General features: G+C 40.6%; 16 protein-coding genes and 1 tRNA gene. 8 read left to right on the top strand and 9 right to left on the bottom strand.

Annotation, left to right across the window (positions count from 1 at the left end; all coding sequences use genetic code 11):
- Nucleotides 1–2 precede the first annotated feature (2 nt).
- Nucleotides 3–365 carry a succinate dehydrogenase, hydrophobic membrane anchor protein gene (gene sdhD, locus F955_RS08645; RefSeq protein WP_004810840.1) on the bottom strand — a complete coding sequence of 121 codons (363 nt, stop codon included), beginning with the start codon at nt 363–365 and terminating at the stop codon, nt 3–5.
- Nucleotides 365–763 carry a succinate dehydrogenase, cytochrome b556 subunit gene (gene sdhC / locus F955_RS08640; RefSeq protein ID WP_008301879.1) on the bottom strand — a complete coding sequence of 133 codons (399 nt, stop codon included), beginning with the start codon at nt 761–763 and terminating at the stop codon, nt 365–367. Before sdhC ends, sdhD begins: the two co-directional genes overlap by 1 nt.
- Nucleotides 764–1765: 1002 nt before the next feature.
- Between sdhC and gltA the strand changes: the two genes are divergently transcribed.
- The 3 genes from gltA (at nt 1766) to F955_RS08625 (ending at nt 5688) form a co-directional block, all read left to right on the top strand.
- The gene (gene gltA / locus F955_RS08635; RefSeq protein WP_004893497.1) at nt 1766–3040 is read left to right on the top strand and encodes a citrate synthase; all 1275 of its coding nucleotides are present in this window, start codon (nt 1766–1768) and stop codon (nt 3038–3040) included.
- Between the two features lie 186 nt (nt 3041–3226).
- Nucleotides 3227–3721: a hypothetical protein gene (locus F955_RS08630; RefSeq protein WP_026056766.1), complete on the top strand. Its 495-nt coding sequence runs from the start codon at nt 3227–3229 to the stop codon at nt 3719–3721.
- Nucleotides 3722–4062: 341 nt separating this feature from the next.
- Nucleotides 4063–5688 (top strand): NAD+ synthase, encoded by a 1626-nt coding sequence (locus tag F955_RS08625; protein WP_004893491.1) that lies wholly within the window; start codon nt 4063–4065, stop codon nt 5686–5688.
- Nucleotides 5689–5895: 207 nt separating this feature from the next.
- On the opposite strand, the gene F955_RS08620 is transcribed toward F955_RS08625, so the two are convergent.
- Nucleotides 5896–5972 (bottom strand) — tRNA-Met (locus tag F955_RS08620).
- Nucleotides 5973–6051: 79 nt separating this feature from the next.
- Between F955_RS08620 and F955_RS08615 the strand changes: the two genes are divergently transcribed.
- Both F955_RS08615 and F955_RS08610 read left to right on the top strand, forming a co-directional pair.
- Nucleotides 6052–6552 (top strand): hypothetical protein, encoded by a 501-nt coding sequence (locus tag F955_RS08615; RefSeq protein ID WP_004893489.1) that lies wholly within the window; start codon nt 6052–6054, stop codon nt 6550–6552.
- A gap of 259 nt (nt 6553–6811) precedes the next feature.
- A complete protein-coding gene (locus F955_RS08610) occupies nt 6812–7258 on the top strand; it encodes a universal stress protein (protein ID WP_004810852.1) in 447 nt (148 codons plus the stop codon).
- 49 nt (nt 7259–7307) lie between these two features.
- On the opposite strand, the gene F955_RS08605 is transcribed toward F955_RS08610, so the two are convergent.
- Nucleotides 7308–7640 carry an MGMT family protein gene (locus F955_RS08605; RefSeq protein WP_004893487.1) on the bottom strand — a complete coding sequence of 111 codons (333 nt, stop codon included), beginning with the start codon at nt 7638–7640 and terminating at the stop codon, nt 7308–7310.
- A gap of 118 nt (nt 7641–7758) precedes the next feature.
- The gene (locus F955_RS08600; protein WP_004893486.1) at nt 7759–9258 is read right to left on the bottom strand and encodes a cation:proton antiporter; all 1500 of its coding nucleotides are present in this window, start codon (nt 9256–9258) and stop codon (nt 7759–7761) included.
- 222 nt (nt 9259–9480) lie between these two features.
- Here F955_RS08600 and F955_RS08595 point away from each other — a divergent pair, with 222 nt between their 5' ends.
- Nucleotides 9481–10035, top strand: coding sequence for a hypothetical protein (locus F955_RS08595; protein WP_004893483.1), 555 nt, complete (start codon nt 9481–9483; stop codon nt 10033–10035).
- A gap of 85 nt (nt 10036–10120) precedes the next feature.
- Here the strand turns inward: F955_RS08595 and ypfJ are convergent, their stop codons facing one another.
- Complete coding sequence (gene ypfJ, locus F955_RS08590) at nt 10121–11023, bottom strand: KPN_02809 family neutral zinc metallopeptidase (RefSeq protein WP_004893481.1); 903 nt, start codon at nt 11021–11023, stop codon at nt 10121–10123.
- A 49-nt stretch (nt 11024–11072) separates the two neighbouring features.
- A complete protein-coding gene (locus F955_RS08585; RefSeq protein ID WP_004893479.1) occupies nt 11073–11999 on the bottom strand; it encodes a DUF808 domain-containing protein in 927 nt (308 codons plus the stop codon).
- Between the two features lie 188 nt (nt 12000–12187).
- Between F955_RS08585 and trpS the strand changes: the two genes are divergently transcribed.
- Entirely contained in the window at nt 12188–13201 is a 1014-nt protein-coding gene (gene trpS / locus F955_RS08580; protein ID WP_004893476.1) for a tryptophan--tRNA ligase, read from the top strand.
- Between the two features lie 393 nt (nt 13202–13594).
- On the opposite strand, the gene lysS is transcribed toward trpS, so the two are convergent.
- A complete protein-coding gene (gene lysS / locus F955_RS08575) occupies nt 13595–15124 on the bottom strand; it encodes a lysine--tRNA ligase (RefSeq protein ID WP_004810866.1) in 1530 nt (509 codons plus the stop codon).
- 376 nt (nt 15125–15500) lie between these two features.
- Between lysS and F955_RS08570 the strand changes: the two genes are divergently transcribed.
- Nucleotides 15501–16007 (top strand): YqiA/YcfP family alpha/beta fold hydrolase, encoded by a 507-nt coding sequence (locus F955_RS08570; protein WP_004810867.1) that lies wholly within the window; start codon nt 15501–15503, stop codon nt 16005–16007.
- Nucleotides 16008–16075: 68 nt separating this feature from the next.
- On the opposite strand, the gene F955_RS08565 is transcribed toward F955_RS08570, so the two are convergent.
- Complete coding sequence (locus F955_RS08565; protein WP_004810869.1) at nt 16076–16618, bottom strand: adenine phosphoribosyltransferase; 543 nt, start codon at nt 16616–16618, stop codon at nt 16076–16078.
- Nucleotides 16619–16876 lie beyond the last annotated feature (258 nt).

The raw sequence follows: 16876 nt of genomic DNA, 5'->3' as shown, positions 1-16876 counted from the left end.
TATCAAGCCCAGAAAATCTGGATTGCCCAGATTGCGTATGCTAATACAGCGATAATCACTGCTGAAGTCAATACAATGCGTAAACCTGATGCTGATGGACCCATTTGACGAGTAGTCACATAGTCAGTGAAAACCTGCCACATGCCAATCCATGCGTGTGCAACAAGAGAGAATACTGCCAATAAAGACAAAATCTTCATTGGTGTAGTCATCATAAAGCCGTACCACTGTTCAAAGTTGAAGCCACCATTCAGTAGAATCCAACCCAAAACGATAACAGTATACACAGCTAGAACCACTGCACTCACACGTTGAAGAAACCAATCGCGAGAACCTGAACCCGTTAAACCAGTAGCACTTTTCATTAGAGTACGATCCATACAAATGCTGCAACAATACCGATCGCAGACAAGATTAATGAAATAGTAGCTGCAGTACGGCCGCTTTGCAGTTCTTCTGCAACGCCAACATCTGCAAGTAAGTGCTTAATACCAGTAAACGTATGATAGATTAAGCCGGCTACAAATACCCATACAACAAAACGCACGATGAAACCGTTAAAGATTTCTTGCACTTGAGCAAAACCTTCAGGCGAAGACAATGACTTGTCTAAAATCCATAAAAGGACCGGTACGAGTAAGAATACGATCACACCAGAAAGACGGTGTAGAATTGATGCAATAGCCACAGGTGATTTTAAGTTTACTTCTAAAACTTGACCCATGGACAAATTGACAGGTCTGTTGCTTTTCACAGCGGGCATCCTGTAGTTAAAAACTCCATCCGGAGTTTGTTGGAATTAATTCGAAGGAAAGCTGGCATTGATTAGACAAATACATGCCTAAACGTAAAACGACACTGAATTATAAAACGCTCACTATCAAAATACAAACAACTCTCATAAGCTTTTTGGCTAAAAATCCTTTAAATAAGAATCATTAACAATAAGATTAATCTGCAATAATTTTATAATTGCCTTCCTATCAATACTTATATATATGTTTTTAAATAATAAAGCCGATTAATTTAGTCCGATATGGATATATATTAGAAACATCTGTTCTTTAGACTAAAGGTGAAGATTCAAGCACTTAGCGCTCGATTGAAAATATCACTCAAACTATACAGAACCCTCTATTTTTTAAAGATTTATGATAAGCCAAATGGTAAATACAAAACTATCTTTATAATAGTTGAATGAATACGTCACTCAGGCAGATAAAACGCATTTCAGTACCACTCTATGCTATTCAACTTAAAAATGTGAAACAGGTCTCTAAATAAATCGAATTAGTATGATTTAATCGAGCAAAAATAAGTCATTTTTTAATCAAACAGACATTTTGAAATATTCTATTAAGTGCTTTTATTTATAAAACCTGACAAAAACTGACAACCCTTGAAAAAGCTGTAAGTAGTGAAATTTATATAGTTTTAGCCACTTTATCGTTATAAACCTAATCATTTTAAACATTTTTTTACGATTAAAAGATGATGATTATTGCTGCAAACAATGCATTTTTTTCTGCACCTTCTGCATGTTTTATCTTATTATAGCGCGTTGATGCTGTGATTTTAATAAAGCTTTTTATACAGAGATTATGTGACTAAGCCGCTGTGTAACGTCATTTTTTATCCATAAGTATAATTGACAAAATTTCAGTACTCACTAATCTTATAGCAAATTTTTGATCCGTCCGTTTTGTACATTAAAAGATTGATAGACAACTCGGATAAACATTCACCAGGACAGGAGATCTATTGAATGTCTGAAGCAACTGGCAAAAAAGCCGTTTTACAGCTTGATGGCAAACAAATTGAACTACCAATTTACAGCGGCACATTGGGCCCAGATGTAATCGACGTTAAAGATGTGTTGGCTGCAGGTCACTTTACTTTTGATCCTGGTTTCGTATCTACAGCTGCGTGTGAATCTAAAATCACTTTCATCGACGGTGGTAAAGGCGTTCTTTTACACCGTGGCTACCCAATCGACCAGTTAGCGACTAAAGCAGACTACCTTGAAACTTGCTACCTTCTTCTAAATGGCGAGCTTCCTACTGCTGAACAAAAAGTTGAATTTGATGCTAAAGTTCGTAACCACACGATGGTTCATGACCAAGTTAGCCGCTTCTTCAATGGCTTCCGTCGTGACGCGCATCCTATGGCGATCATGTGTGGTGTTGTTGGTGCGCTTTCTGCGTTCTATCACAACAGCCTTGACATCGAAAACATCGACCATCGTGAAATCACTGCGATTCGCTTGATCGCTAAAGTGCCTACACTGGCTGCTTGGACTTACAAATACACAGTAGGTCAACCGTTCGTTTACCCACGTAACGATTTGACTTATGCAGAAAACTTCCTGTACATGATGTTTGCTACTCCTGCAGACCGTGACTACAAAGTTGACCCGATTCTTGCGAAAGCAATGGACCGTATCTTCACGCTTCATGCTGACCACGAACAAAACGCGTCTACTTCTACAGTACGTCTTGCTGGTTCTACTGGCGCTAACCCGTATGCATGTATCGCTGCTGGTATCGCGGCGCTATGGGGCCCTGCTCACGGTGGTGCAAACGAAGCTGTTCTTAAGATGCTGGATGAAATCGGCACTGTAGAGAACGTTGCTCCGTTCATGGAAAAAGTAAAAACTAAAGAAGTTAAACTGATGGGCTTCGGTCACCGAGTTTACAAAAACTTCGATCCACGTGCGAAAGTAATGAAAGAGACTTGCGACGAAGTGTTAACAGCACTTGGTATCAATGATCCACAACTTGCTTTAGCTATGGAACTTGAACGTATTGCGCTTTCTGACGAATACTTCATTAAACGTAACCTTTACCCGAACGTAGACTTCTACTCAGGTATCATCCTTAAAGCGATTGGTATCCCGACAGAAATGTTTACTGTAATTTTCGCTCTTGCACGTACTGTAGGCTGGATCAGCCACTGGTTAGAAATGCACAGCGCACCTTACAAGATCGGTCGTCCTCGTCAGCTTTATACTGGCGAAACTCAACGCGATATCGCTCGTTAATTCGAATCGCGTCGAAAGACCCAAAAAACCGCCCTTTCGGGCGGTTTTTTATGGACAATGAAAATATTAAGCACAGTAGCAAATAAAAAGTTGAGATTATTGTCTTAAATAGAATGATAAAGATGCTTACAAATCCAAGCCTATAATCCCGTTATAATCAGGTCATCCTGGCTATTCATAAATACTATGCCCTACCGTTTTTTATTCCTGCTGTTAAGACTGATCAGATTTCCTCAATTTAGATGCCGTCAGCTAACTGTAGGCGAAATCCAGATGTGCCGTTCAGTGTTTGGAGACCGGATTGATTACGGCAAGGTGCATGTTATGAACCATCCTTTCCTGCCCTGGCAACCCAAGCATATTCTGATGGCACCTAGTGGCTATATTCATGTACGCAATGCACTTTTTAAAGATGATTATTCCAAAGAGACTGCAAGTTATCGTGCAGTGTTTATTCATGAGATGACGCATATTTTCCAGCATCAGCATGGCATTAATGTGGTATTGCGTGGCGCGATATTACAAACCGCTTATTTTTTGAGTTTTGGCCGCTATAATCCTTATCAATACTCCTATATTCCCGGCAAGTCTTTCTGGACCTACAATATTGAGCAGCAAGGTGATATTGCACGTGATATTTATCTTCAAAAGCTGCCAAATATCATTCAGGAAACGGATTAGAGAGTAGTATATTAAAATCTTTATATATAAATCTTTTTGCCCTGTTCAGGCAGATTCGATACAAAACAATATGTGATCCTTTTATTTTTAATCATCCAGTTGCATTTCAACAATAAATCTATGCAAACAACGCTAGCATCTGCTTCAAATTTCGATAGAATAACTCTTGTATGATATTTTATTTCCAAAAATGAGATTAGGTATCAAGCTTTTATTATTGTGTTTATGTTTCCCGCCATTTGGCATTATGTAAGTACCAGATTGCATTCGGCTAAATAACTATAATTTTAAACAATAGCCGATTAGTGCAAAAAATCTATCAGGATTAGGATTTAGTTGGAATGAAAAGTTTTAAAATTGCCCTTGCTCAATTCTCTCCACATGTTGGCAATATCGATGCAAATACGCAAAAAATGATCGAACAGGCCAATCTGGCTAAAAAAGACAATGCTGACCTGATTATCTTTCCAGAACTTTCGACTCTGGGCTACCCTGCAGATGACTTGATTCTGCGTCCAAGCTTGACTAAACGCACCCAACAGGCATTCGACCAACTGGCACAAGTCAAAGATATCGTAATGGTCTTTGGCTTTGTCAACCAGACTGAAGATGGCCAGCGTTTTAACTCTGCTGCAGTGATGAAAGACGGTCAGGTATTGGGAATTTATAACAAGCAGACTTTACCAAACTATGCTGTGTTTGATGAGAAGCGTTATTTTAATGAAGGTCATCAACACCTGGTATTTGAATACCTCGGTCATAAATTTGGAGTACTGATTTGTGAAGATGTATGGTCTCTGAATGTTGTTCAACAGCTGGCTCAGCTGAATGTTGATACTGTGGTGGTACTGAACTCTTCTCCATATGAAGTCGGTAAGCCACAGCACCGTATTGAAACCATGGCAGCTTTGGTTAAACAGCTCAATATCAACCTGGTATATTGCAACCAGGTCGGCGGTCATGATGATCTTGTTTTTGACGGTACGAGTTTCGTACTAAATAAATCTGGTGAAGTTGCGCTGCAAGCAGCAAGTTTCCAGGAAAATCTATCTATTGCTGAATATGATGCAACTAACCTTGCGTTTAGCAAAACCAGCATTACCCCTACTCTTGACACCATGGCAGAGATCTATCAAAGCCTGGTCATGGCAACACGCGACTATGTACAACGTTCTGGTTTCCCGGGTGTAATTCTGGGTCTGTCTGGTGGCATTGATTCTGCCTTGACACTTGCGATTGCTGTAGATGCTATCGGTGCAGATAAGGTACAAGCGGTAATGATGCCTTATACCTATACGGCTCAGATCAGTGTGGAAGATGCAGCTGAACAGGCGAAGACACTGGGCGTGACTTTCGGTATAGCCGAGATCAATCCAATCGTTAATGGTTTCCTGCAAACCCTGTATCCGTTCTTCGGTGATGCTCCAGTAGATGCAACTGAAGAAAATCTGCAGGCTCGTTCACGTGGCACACTACTGATGGCTTTGTCGAATAAATTTGGCAATCTGGTGCTGTCGACAGGTAATAAATCAGAAGTAGCTGTGGGTTATTGTACTCTGTATGGCGATATGGTTGGTGGCTTCTCAGTACTCAAGGATGTGTATAAAACTATTGTGTTTGAACTGGCGAAATACCGTAACAGTATTGCAGACAAACCAGTGATTCCTGAGCGTGTGATTACCCGCCCACCTTCAGCAGAGTTACGTCCAGATCAGGTTGACCAGGATTCTTTACCTCCATATGAAGTATTGGATGCAATCCTTTACTCTTATATCGAAGAAGACATGAGTCAGGATGACATCATTGAGAAAGGCTTTGATGAAGAAGTGGTAAAACGTGTGATTCGTCTGGTTGACGTGAATGAATATAAACGTCGTCAAGGTGCGATAGGCCCTCGCATCAGCTCACGTGCTTTCAGCCGCGAACGTCGTTACCCAATCGTAAATGGATGGAAAGCGGGTATCTGATTTAGCCCTGTTTATTCAGAAAAACGCCTAAGTCCGCTTAGGCGTTTTTTATTGGTAGTGATTTAAGATAAATATATAACTCAAATATATTAATAAGTTGGCGCTGGAAAATTTCAATTAACAAGAATAGTGCAACAATTTTATAGGCTTGAATATATTTATTTGACACAAAAAAAGAGACCAAGCTGAGAGCTTGGTCTATAAAAATGGTGGCTATGACGAGACTTGAACTTGTGACCCCCGCATTATGAGTGCGGTGCTCTAACCAACTGAGCTACATAGCCGTAAACTGTGTGCGCATTATCGTAACTTCCGCATTCCCCGTCAAGCATTTTAATTCACAAATGTTCAGTCTTTAGGCAAATGTGTGTATTTGCATCAAACTTTAACCAAAATCAGTTTTTATTATGTATTTCACGTATTAATATGAATTTTAAAACCGTTTTAAGTTACTCAGATATGATTAAAACTAAAATTTTCTTGACCATTTCTACAGCACTCAGCCTGAGTGCCTGCCAATTGATTTCACCACTGATGGTAGATTATAACGGTGTACGCCGTGATGTCGCACATTGGATTAATAATCATCAACTTATGAGTATGCAAAAAAAACGAAGTTTGGTTCAACTGAGTAAAGCACAGCAAAAACTGAAGCATTTTGCTGAATATGATGCAACTGAACAAATGAAAGTTACCCAAGAAAACCAAATCGCCCTGCATTGTGCACGCATACACATTACAGAATCCAAAATCTCCCAACTCCAACAACAAATTTATGGATCAGCCAATGTCTCTATTCAACAACAGTATCAACGGCTCGCACCAAAACTTAAAATAGACACCACACAAATTCAATGTGAATAATGCAGATGATCTATTAGGTGCGACCTTAGTCTGACAGCTTGAAGCATTTAAAATACAAATGAATCTATATTTTATTATTTTTAATATAAAACAATAATTTATAAAAAATATTTTTACTAAAACATTATTTAACCATATGGATTTACTTGGTTTTATTTTAACCTGATTAGCGTTATTATTTAAAAAATACCATGCCCGACGGATCATAGGCATTGTTTAAAATTTTTATAATACCCATAAATACATGTGGAGAATGACCATGGCTTTTCAACATATTTTAGTTCCAATTGATGGTTCAGAAACGGCTTATGCTGCGGTAGATCAGGCAGTACAACTGGCGAAAACTTTTAACGGTAAAATCACTGTGGTTCAGGTGATGACCTTAGACCCTTATATTGCGGCTGAATACATTACCGCAGCACAAACCAATGATTTAATTGAACGTGCACGTACTGCAATCCAGCAAAACCTGGATGAAGCGAAAAAACGTTTTGAAACAGCTGGTGTACAGGTAGATACCCAGTTGCTGGAAGGTCAGGTGGTAAATACCGAGATTGCCAAAGCAGCAAAAACTTTAGGTGCCGACCTGATTGTGATTGGATCACATGGCCGTACCGGGTTCAAGAAATTCTTCCTTGGCAGTGTAGCTCAAAGCATTCTAGGACAGTCCGATGTTCCAGTGCTTGTGGTTCGTGGTCAGGCATAAATTATTATTTTATCCTCTTCAAAATACCTCATGTACACATGGGGTATTTTTATTGGATGCTGCCATCCCATTGGTAGAGTTTCAGATTAATTTTACCCTTAATAACTGCAACTCCTTCTTCCAGTAATTTACCTGCCTGAATGTTCATTCCCTGTTCATCCAGTTTTTGCACACTGATTTTGCCTTGCGAACTAACGACGCGATGCCAAGGTAAATCAGATGCTTCATCCATATCCCTCAGTACCCGTCCAACCAGACGTGCATGTCGTGGCAATCCTGCAAGCTGGGCCAGCTGACCATAGCTGGCAACTTTCCCCCGAGGGATTAATGCAATCACACCAAGAATCATTCGGGCAAGTTCATCACTGGGTTTGGCTGGCATTTTCAATATATCCATTTAAGCTGCTTTGATCATAATATTTGGATTCAAACTCACCAAGTTAATATCTAGGAAATAAAAAAGACAATCCAAAAATTCTCTTTTTTAAATCAAAAGTATTTTAGAAGTTATCCGGACTTTCCAGACGTTTCACTTCGTGTACTTTTTCAGGATTATGCACTGCTGCTACGCCATCTTCATCTTTTTCATCAATCAGGCTTTCAGGCTTGTACACCGTAATAATTTCATTGCCATTTGCATCTTCACCGATAATGTATTGAAAACCTTTACGGTTCATTTTATGGCACATCTGCTGATACCAGCCTTTCCAGCCTTCTTTCTCTTCATTCGGATTATAATAAAAGGCATTCATTACAGCTGGTAAACCTAGACCACAAACCACACCGGATAACAGCACCACAATAAAGGTATAACCGACCAGAATACTGCTGTACTCTTTTAGTTGCGGAACATTGGCAACAGCTAGAATCAAAGCTAAAGAAATTCCACCACGGACACCACCCCAAGAGAGAATCGCAAGACTGCCGTTATAACGTTTTTTACGCAAATGTGGAAACATGGAAAAAGACAGGAAGTTTGCTGCGAAACGTACCACATGCAGAATAATAAAAGCCACGATTCCACCCAGAATCAGGCTAGTGCTTAAATCCAGAATAAACAGTTCAAGACCAATCAGGGTAAACAGGAAAGAATTAATAATTCCTTCAACCGTATGCCAGAAATGGTTTACATCACCAATATCAGCATCCGCCAGAATTTCCTTCCATTTATTACCAACGATCAGGCCTCCAATCACACAGGCAATTGGTGCAGAAGCATGCGCTAGCAAAGCCACCAGATAGGAACCACAAGCCAGTAATGCAGTGGTTAGAATCAGGGATTCCATTTCATGTTTGCCGCGAAGAATGCGTAGGATTGCCCAACCAAATACCACACCAATGAATACAGCCACCACAATTTCGTAGAGCAGTGTTTGCAGTACGCCCCATAAGGTAAAGTTCTCACCCTGTAATACATTCAAAAGCGTCATAAACAAGGCAATACACATCGCATCGTTAAATAGTGACTCACCTTCCAGTTTTACCATTAAGTGATGCGGTGCACGAACTGAACTGAGCACCCCTTTAATTCCGATCGGGTCCGTTGCACCTAATGCTGCGCCCAGTAATAGTAATACCAACAGATCAACATGCTTACCGATCAGGAACTGATAACCATACAGGACTAGACCAAACAAGACTGCACAGATCACCAGCGCCAGACTGGCCAGAATTCCGATTGGACGCCAATGATTGCGCAAATCGGAAACCTTAAATTTCAGCGCAGATGAGGTCAAAATAAAACAGATGACACCGTTAATCAGAAAATCATAAAAATCGATATGCCGGACTGCATTTTCAATATTGGCAATATTGATACTGAAAAAAGGATTGCCCTGTAGCAGGCTCGCGCCCCATTGCAGGATAAATACAAAAATTGCAGAAACAATCGGAACACCAATCGCTTGAGGAAAACCTAGCACTCTTTTATTAAATAATGTCGTGGCAATAGATAATGCAAAAACAACGGTCAAAAGTTGTAAGAAAAAGAAATTGCCCATGGGTTCCCTTAAAGCGCGCCTCATTCCTGAAAATGAGTGATTTGGCTTATTTAAAAATAAAATATCAAATGAAAAAGCATTTCCGGATGAAATAATTTTAATCCTGTTTATTTTGCTATTTAGTTAAGTTTCTTTTCAATAGTTTCAAATGGTGGTTTATCATACAATTCCATCTTAGTACTTTGCTGTATTCTTTTACCAGTTCTTCTGAATCCTTCTCTCATGCATCAAACCGTTAAACTTGTTTTCCGTCTTTTTCTTGCTACTGTGATTTTTTTGGTCACGCTTGCATTGTGTTTTACCTGTTTTGCCAAAATTCAGGAGATCATGCAGGCCGAGCAGTATTATCAACAAGGCAAGTCACTTAACTTAACCAGCTCACCAGATCAGCAGTATGTTTTGCTGTCCAATAACCAGAAACCAGATCACGCCATTTTTGTTCTGATTGCAGGGAATGGTTATATTTCCAAAAGTAGTTGCACCCATTATACGGCGTTGTGTAGCGATGACTTTAATCAGTCTCATACCCGTCAGATTGATCAGGTAAAACTGTTTAAGGCAGGTGAGTTTTCTTATATTCAACAGGTTAAATATAAAGATAGCCGCACTGGTCAGATTTCAGAATTTTCCTATTCTGCTAATGAGATTCAGCAATTTTATCAGCAGGACATTGCTGGGTTGAAATATGTAGTCTTTGGTATTAGCTTATTTGCTTTAGCTGCTTTATTTGTCAGCTTCAAGCTGCTCAGGAATTTTCAGCGATTTCTGAATAAATAGGTTTTTCTATGCTCAAGAAAAAGAAGCAACTGCTCTTTTTTGATTTCATCTGGCACTTTAAATAGATCTAAATACCTTTAGGATATTAAATACCTTTATTAAAAGTATCGCAGTCTGCCATCTGACCAGATTTCAGACCAGTATTAAACCATTGTACGCGTTGCGCACTGGTCCCATGAGTAAAGCTATCTGGCACCACATGTCCTTGGGCTTTTTTCTGTAAATAGTCATCACCAATCTTATGCGCTGCATCCATGGCTTCCTGTACATCACCCTGTTCCAGGAATTGGGTACGCTCATGATTATGATAAGCCCATACTCCCGCCAGACAGTCGGCTTGCAGCTCCTGATAGACTGATAGCTGATTCGCTTGTGCCTTTGTTGCTTGCTGGCGTGCCTGCTGTACCTGAGAAGAAATACCCAAGATGGTCTGGATGTGATGTCCAACCTCATGTGCCACGACATATGCTTGAGCAAAGTCACCAGCCTGATCATTACGCGATAGCTCAGTTGAATTCTGCTCACCACTAATGCCCATCTGGCTACGCATATCCCTAAAGAAGGTCGTGTCGATATACACTTTCTGATCTGCCGGACAATAAAAAGGTCCCATAGCGGATTGCGCCGCACCACAACCTGAATTCACCACACCGTTGAAGAGTACCAATTTAGGGGCGGTATACTGCTGATTCAGCTGCTGCTGAAACACCTGTGACCAGGTATCTTCTGTATCGGCAAGTACAGTTCCGACAAAGTCAATTGCTTCTTGCTGCTCTGGCGTTGGATTTTCCAGACCACGCATTTCAGCACTGGAAACGCCTTGTGTTACCTGCTTGGTGGCTTGATAAGCTTGTTGCGGATCTACACCAAAAAATTTCCAGGCAACAAAAGCCACAATCAGCCCCAGAATACTGATACCACCCGCTTTGGCACCCCCACCACGGCGGTCTTCAACATTGCTACTAACTCGACGACCTTTCCAGCGCATAGTAAGATTCCTTATAGTTTAATTTTGACTTACTTCTAGCCAACCAAAATTATGCCTGCTTTGATTTTGATCTGATCTTTTGAATGAAGCCAATAACAATGAATACCAAGAGCCCTGCGATAAAACCAATGACTAAATTAATAAGTGTTGGCGTAACTGCACCTATAATACTGCCCATTGTAGGAATGTGCTCTACATACTCGACTGAATCTTCAGTGAAATGATGAAACCATGGAATGGCGTGAGCAATAATCCCGCCACCGACCAGGAACATGGCAATTGTTCCCACAATGGTTAAAGTTTTCATCAGTTTGGGTGCAAAAGCTAACAAGCCTCGTCCTACACTTTGCTTGAAACTCGATGCCTGCTTGCTCAAGTGCAAACCTACATCATCAATTTTCACAATCATGGCCACAAAGCCATACACTCCGATGGTCATGGCTACAGCAATCGTTGAAAGCACCATCACCTTGGTGGAAAAAGCAGCCGCTGCAACAGTACCCAAGGAAATCACGACAATTTCAGCTGACAAAATAAAGTCAGTACGAATCGCACCTTTAATTTTATCTTTTTCAAATTTAACCAGATCCGTTTCGATTGCGTTTAATTCTGCTTGCGCAGCTTCTTCAGTTTTGGCTTTTCTATGTTTGAGACTATGCAGTACTTTTTCTACGCCTTCATAACACAGGAACAAGCCGCCAATCATCAATAAAGGATTAATTAACCATGGTGCAACCACACTGATCAGCAAGGCCAAAGGAACAAGAATGAGTTTATTGACAAAAGAACCTTTGGCGACGCTCCATACCACCGGAAGTTCACGTTCGGCACGTACACCGCTTACCTGTTGAGCATTGAGCGCCAGATCATCTCCCAAAACCCCGGCCGTTTTTTTTGCCGCCATTTTACTCATGACTGCAACATCATCTAGAACTGTGGCTATATCATCCAATAATATTAATAAGCTACTCGCCATTCTTGTTATTCCTTATAAATGTAAAAATATTCTAATCAAAAAGCAGCAGAAAGATTGTATTACTTCTTTAATTTCAGAGATTTTTTATTACTGTGATTCATTGTGACTGACATTCAAAAACAGAATGCCGTACAATGTTGCGATCCTAAAAATTTGAATATAGTACGACTACTGTTTTGGAATAGATAATGAGTAATCAAGATAATCGTCCAGTGATCTTGACTGGCGACCGTCCTACCGGACAACTTCACCTCGGTCACTTTGTTGGTTCATTACGCTCTCGCGTGGGTTTACAGGATTCTCACCATCAGCATCTTCTACTGGCAGATGCACAGGCCTTGACAGACAATGCAGATAACTTCGAAAAAGTACGTCGTAACATTATTGAAGTTGCAACAGATTATCTTGCGGTAGGCATTGATCCGACTAAAACCACAATCTGTGTTCAGTCTTGCCTTCCTGCCCTCAATGAATTGACCATGCTTTACCTCAACTTCGTGACTGTTTCACGTCTCGAGCGTAACCCAACGATTAAGTCTGAAATTCAGATGCGTGGTTTTGAGCGTGATATTCCGGCAGGCTTCTTGTGCTATCCAGTGGCGCAGGCCGCGGACATTACTGCATTCAAAGCGACTGTGGTTCCAGTGGGTGAAGACCAGATCCCAATGATTGAACAGACTAACGAAATTGTGCGTCGTCTGAACCGTCAGGTAGGTCGTGAGCTACTTCCAGAATGTAAAGCCTTGCTATCTAACGTTGGCCGTTTACCAGGCTTTGATGGTAAGGCGAAAATGTCTAAATCTTTAGGCAATACCATTGTGCTAGATGCATCAGACAAAGATATCAAGAAAGCCGTTAACGCAATGTATACGGATCCGAACCACCTGCGTATTGAAGATCCAGGTCAGGTTGAAGGTAACGTGGTATTTACTTACCTGGATGCGTTCGATACCAACAAAGAAGAACTGGAAGAACTAAAAGCCCATTACCGCCGTGGTGGTTTGGGTGATGGTACAGTGAAAAAACGTCTTGAAAGTATTTTGAAAGAATTAATCGGTCCAATTCGTGAACGTCGTATGGAACTTTCTAAAGATCCTGACTACATTATGGATGTACTCAAGACTGGTACAGACAAATGCCGTGATATTACTCAAGCGACTTTGGATGAAGTTAAAACTGCCCTTGGCGTGTTCCACTTCTAATGCTTGGATAAATTTTGAAAAGCCCTTCACATGAAGGGCTTTTTTATTGAATTCCTACACATTTGATTCATAGTTGCTTTTTTCTGTCACACAAAGGTAGAAAAACTTACTTTAGTTAACAGCTCTTTACACGTTTACCAATGTAAAAATAACAAGCCAGTTTTAATATGAAAACATATTCAGGAAATAGCAAGAAACATTCTCCACAGTTTCATTTGCAACAAGTTTTTCCTTTTTCTACGCAATGACAACCCCAATCATTGCGTTTTTTTTGTCTGAAACTTTTATAAAAATCATTTTAGTTCACGCTGCTCTTTTACAATATCTAGCTTATGTAGCAAAAAAAGCTAATAAAAAACCCGCAACATGTGCGGGTTTTTTTTGTGTTTATACTTAAGCGTGTTTATGACGCATGTGCGGGAACAGGATCACGTCACGGATACTTGGCGCATTGGCAAAGATCATCACCAGACGGTCAATACCGATACCTTCACCCGCTGTTGGAGGTAAGCCATATTCTAATGCTTCAATAAAGTCTGCATCGAAGTGCATTGCTTCATCATCGCCTGCGTCTTTCTCGGCAACCTGTGCCTGGAAGCGCTCAGCCTGGTCGATCGGATCATTCAATTCCGAGAAACCATTTGCCAGCTCACGACCACCAATAAAGAATTCGAAACGGTCAGTGATGTGTGGATTGTCATCATTACGACGCGCCAGTGGAGAAGTTTCTGCTGGATATTCAGTAATGAATGTTGGCTGACGCAGTTTAGTTTCTACTGTTTCTTCAAACACGATAGTTTGCAGTTTGCCCAAACCAAAACCTGGTTTCACCTGTTCTTTCAGCTCTTCCTGAACGTATTTTGCCAGAAAGTCACGGTCGCCTACATTTTCAGGCGTGAACTGTGGGTTGTGCTCAAGAATCGCATCAAACATTGAGATTTTCTTGAATGGACCTTTGAAGCTAAATACTTCTTCGCCATAAGGCACGTCAGTTGTACCCAAAATATCCAATGCCAGTTTTTCCAGCATTTGCTCAGTCAGTTCCATCAGGTCTTTATAGTCTGCATAAGCCTGGTAGAACTCGATCATGGTGAATTCCGGGTTATGACGAGTTGAAACACCTTCATTACGGAAGTTACGGTTAATTTCGAACACACGCTCAAAACCACCGACAACCAGACGTTTCAAATAAAGCTCAGGTGCAATACGCAAAAACAGTGGCATGTCCAACGCATTGTGATGCGTTTCAAATGGACGCGCAGAAGCACCACCTGGAATCACGTGCATCATTGGCGTTTCCACTTCCATGTAACGTTTTTCAGTTAGGAAGTTACGGATACCAGCGACAACTTTAGCGCGGATTTCAAAAGTCTTACGTGTTTCTTCGTTCACGATCAGATCCAGATAACGCTTACGATACTTCACTTCTGTATCTGTTAAGCCGTGGAATTTGTCTGGAAGTGGACGAAGTGATTTTGTTAATAATTCGAATTGTTCGATATGTACATACAGGTCGCCTTTACCCGAACGACCGATATAACCTTCAACGGCAATGATATCACCAAGGTCTAGACCTTTAATTGTAGCAAGTACTTCAGCATCTAATTCTTTACGAGGAACATAAAGCTGAATACGGCCAGTCATGTCCTGAATTACGATGAATGAACCACGGTTCAACATCACACGACCCGCAACTTTTACATACACCTTTTCGCCTGCTTCAATTTCTTCTTTTGACTGGTCAGCGAACTGGTCTTGAAGATCTTGCGCGTAGTGCTCACGCTTGAAAGTATTTGGCCATGGGCTCTTGCCAGTTTCCTTGGCTTGATCTTCGATTTGCTTTAACTTGGCATGACGCTGTGCAATTAAATCGTTTTCGGAAATGATTTGTTCAGAAGTCGATTGAGCGTTAGTTTGCGTCATCTCTGCCTCGAATAAGATTAGTTAAAAAATAGAAGGTGCATACAATAGCAGATTTTGCAGTTAAATCGTAGCGTCCAGCAGCATCTCAATTGGCTTTTCTTTTCAAATATCTGGGGAAGGCTCAAATTCCTCTTTTGGGCAGGGCCTTTCACCCTAACCAAGCCGAGGAATATACAGTTTTAATTGACCAATTAATCAAAAAATAACGTTTTAATATCAAATTCTTTACAGAACCTTTCAGTCTTTTTGACTAAGGTCGGCTTGGACTAAAGTCTTTAGACCAAATGCTAACTTCATTCCCTGTATAGAAGTTCTACAATGCTCCCTGACGCAAATCATTGCCGGACCATAAAACGAATTGATACGAACCACCATAATGAGCCAATGCACCTCTAAAATCCTTTTTTTTCATGGACTTGATTCTTCACGAGAATCTACGAAATTCCATGCCATCGATGCCGATCATAAATATTGCATTGATGTGGATTACCGCAACCTCAATTATGCGACTGTGGCAGAGTTTTATAACGAGATGATTGAAAAAATTCATCCAGATATTCTGGTTGGGCATAGTCTGGGGGGTTACTGGGCACTGAAAATGTCACAGCAACACCAGATTCCTTGTGTAATTGCCAATCCAAGCCTAGCCCCCTATTTCCGCGATGATTATCCTGCAATTTGTGATAATGACCTACAGCATGACATTCCTCAGCTTGCCTATATTGAGTTAGGCGATGAAATACTGGATATGCATGCAGTACAGTCCCAACTAGAAGATTATATGCAGGTAGAAGCGGTTCCCGGTGGACATCATCGCCTTGAAACACCGGAACGGATCAATCCCCTGATCCTGCAAATTCAACAGAATCTGCAAAAAAGTTAAGTATTACATTTAAAGAAGCCATAAAAAAAGCCCTGCATATTGCAGGGCTTTTTATTCATCTGTTGCGCTTAAGCGGCATTAGCTTCAGGCTTCGATTTGTCATCCAATACAGACCAGATATTCAGCCCAAGATCACTATGTAAATCAGGTAGATCAAGAAAAATGCTCGCGCCGAGTACTTTATGATTACATTTTTCAGCCAGTTCATTGACAGCTTTCAATGTACCGCCAGTAGCCAATACGTCATCTACAATAATCACTTTTTGTGATTGAACCTCAGCAGACATTTCCAGACGGTCCAGACCGTATTCCAGGCTATAACCCACACCAACCACTGGAGGTGGTAATTTACCTGCCTTGCGAACCAGTAACAGGCCCTTGCCGGTACGTTGTGCCAACAAGCTTGCCAATACAAAGCCACGTGCTTCAACAGCAATAAAGCTATCTACTTCTGCCAGTTTTTCAGCAGGAATGCTTGCAATCAAAGCATCAGTTAATGGACCGATGTTATTCATGAAAAGCGGTGTTAAGTCAAAGAAACTAATACCCGGCTTTGGAAAATCCTGGACAGTACGAATGTGAGACCACAATGAAGTAGACATATTGCTCATGGGAGATCGTTAGATAAGAAAAAGGAACCGGCAAATTTTAAACTGAATTACGACTAAAGGATAGGGAAAACCGAGTATTATTGCAGCAACACCCCTATTGACATGCAATTATTTACTTATATTTCATTAATTTATAAGAGCACTTTTTTCATAAAAACTTTAATGATTGTTTTAAATCTATGAATCATTACCCGACGGTAAAATATTTTTTATTTCTCTCAGTGTGAGAAACAATAAGCTTTTATTTATTTGCATAAA

The sequence above is a fragment of the Acinetobacter schindleri CIP 107287 genome, assembly GCF_000368625.1.
Classification (GTDB): Bacteria; Pseudomonadota; Gammaproteobacteria; order Pseudomonadales; family Moraxellaceae; genus Acinetobacter; species Acinetobacter schindleri.
Note: the sequence above shows the minus strand (reverse complement) of the source record. Positions and strands in the feature narration are given on the sequence as shown.

Excerpts from the sequence above, each read along its gene's own strand:
- sdhD (WP_004810840.1), bottom strand. The coding sequence starts at position 365 with ATGAAAAGTGCTACTGGTTTAACGGGTTCAGGTTCTCGCGATTGGTTT.
- sdhC (WP_008301879.1), bottom strand. The coding sequence starts at position 763 with ATGCCCGCTGTGAAAAGCAACAGACCTGTCAATTTGTCCATGGGTCAA.
- gltA (WP_004893497.1), top strand. The coding sequence starts at position 1,766 with ATGTCTGAAGCAACTGGCAAAAAAGCCGTTTTACAGCTTGATGGCAAA.
- F955_RS08630 (WP_026056766.1), top strand. The coding sequence starts at position 3,227 with ATGCCCTACCGTTTTTTATTCCTGCTGTTAAGACTGATCAGATTTCCT.
- F955_RS08625 (WP_004893491.1), top strand. The coding sequence starts at position 4,063 with ATGAAAAGTTTTAAAATTGCCCTTGCTCAATTCTCTCCACATGTTGGC.
- F955_RS08615 (WP_004893489.1), top strand. The coding sequence starts at position 6,052 with ATGTGTGTATTTGCATCAAACTTTAACCAAAATCAGTTTTTATTATGT.
- F955_RS08610 (WP_004810852.1), top strand. The coding sequence starts at position 6,812 with ATGGCTTTTCAACATATTTTAGTTCCAATTGATGGTTCAGAAACGGCT.
- F955_RS08605 (WP_004893487.1), bottom strand. The coding sequence starts at position 7,640 with ATGCCAGCCAAACCCAGTGATGAACTTGCCCGAATGATTCTTGGTGTG.
- F955_RS08600 (WP_004893486.1), bottom strand. The coding sequence starts at position 9,258 with ATGGGCAATTTCTTTTTCTTACAACTTTTGACCGTTGTTTTTGCATTA.
- F955_RS08595 (WP_004893483.1), top strand. The coding sequence starts at position 9,481 with ATGCATCAAACCGTTAAACTTGTTTTCCGTCTTTTTCTTGCTACTGTG.
- ypfJ (WP_004893481.1), bottom strand. The coding sequence starts at position 11,023 with ATGCGCTGGAAAGGTCGTCGAGTTAGTAGCAATGTTGAAGACCGCCGT.
- F955_RS08585 (WP_004893479.1), bottom strand. The coding sequence starts at position 11,999 with ATGGCGAGTAGCTTATTAATATTATTGGATGATATAGCCACAGTTCTA.
- trpS (WP_004893476.1), top strand. The coding sequence starts at position 12,188 with ATGAGTAATCAAGATAATCGTCCAGTGATCTTGACTGGCGACCGTCCT.
- lysS (WP_004810866.1), bottom strand. The coding sequence starts at position 15,124 with ATGACGCAAACTAACGCTCAATCGACTTCTGAACAAATCATTTCCGAA.
- F955_RS08570 (WP_004810867.1), top strand. The coding sequence starts at position 15,501 with ATGAGCCAATGCACCTCTAAAATCCTTTTTTTTCATGGACTTGATTCT.
- F955_RS08565 (WP_004810869.1), bottom strand. The coding sequence starts at position 16,618 with ATGAGCAATATGTCTACTTCATTGTGGTCTCACATTCGTACTGTCCAG.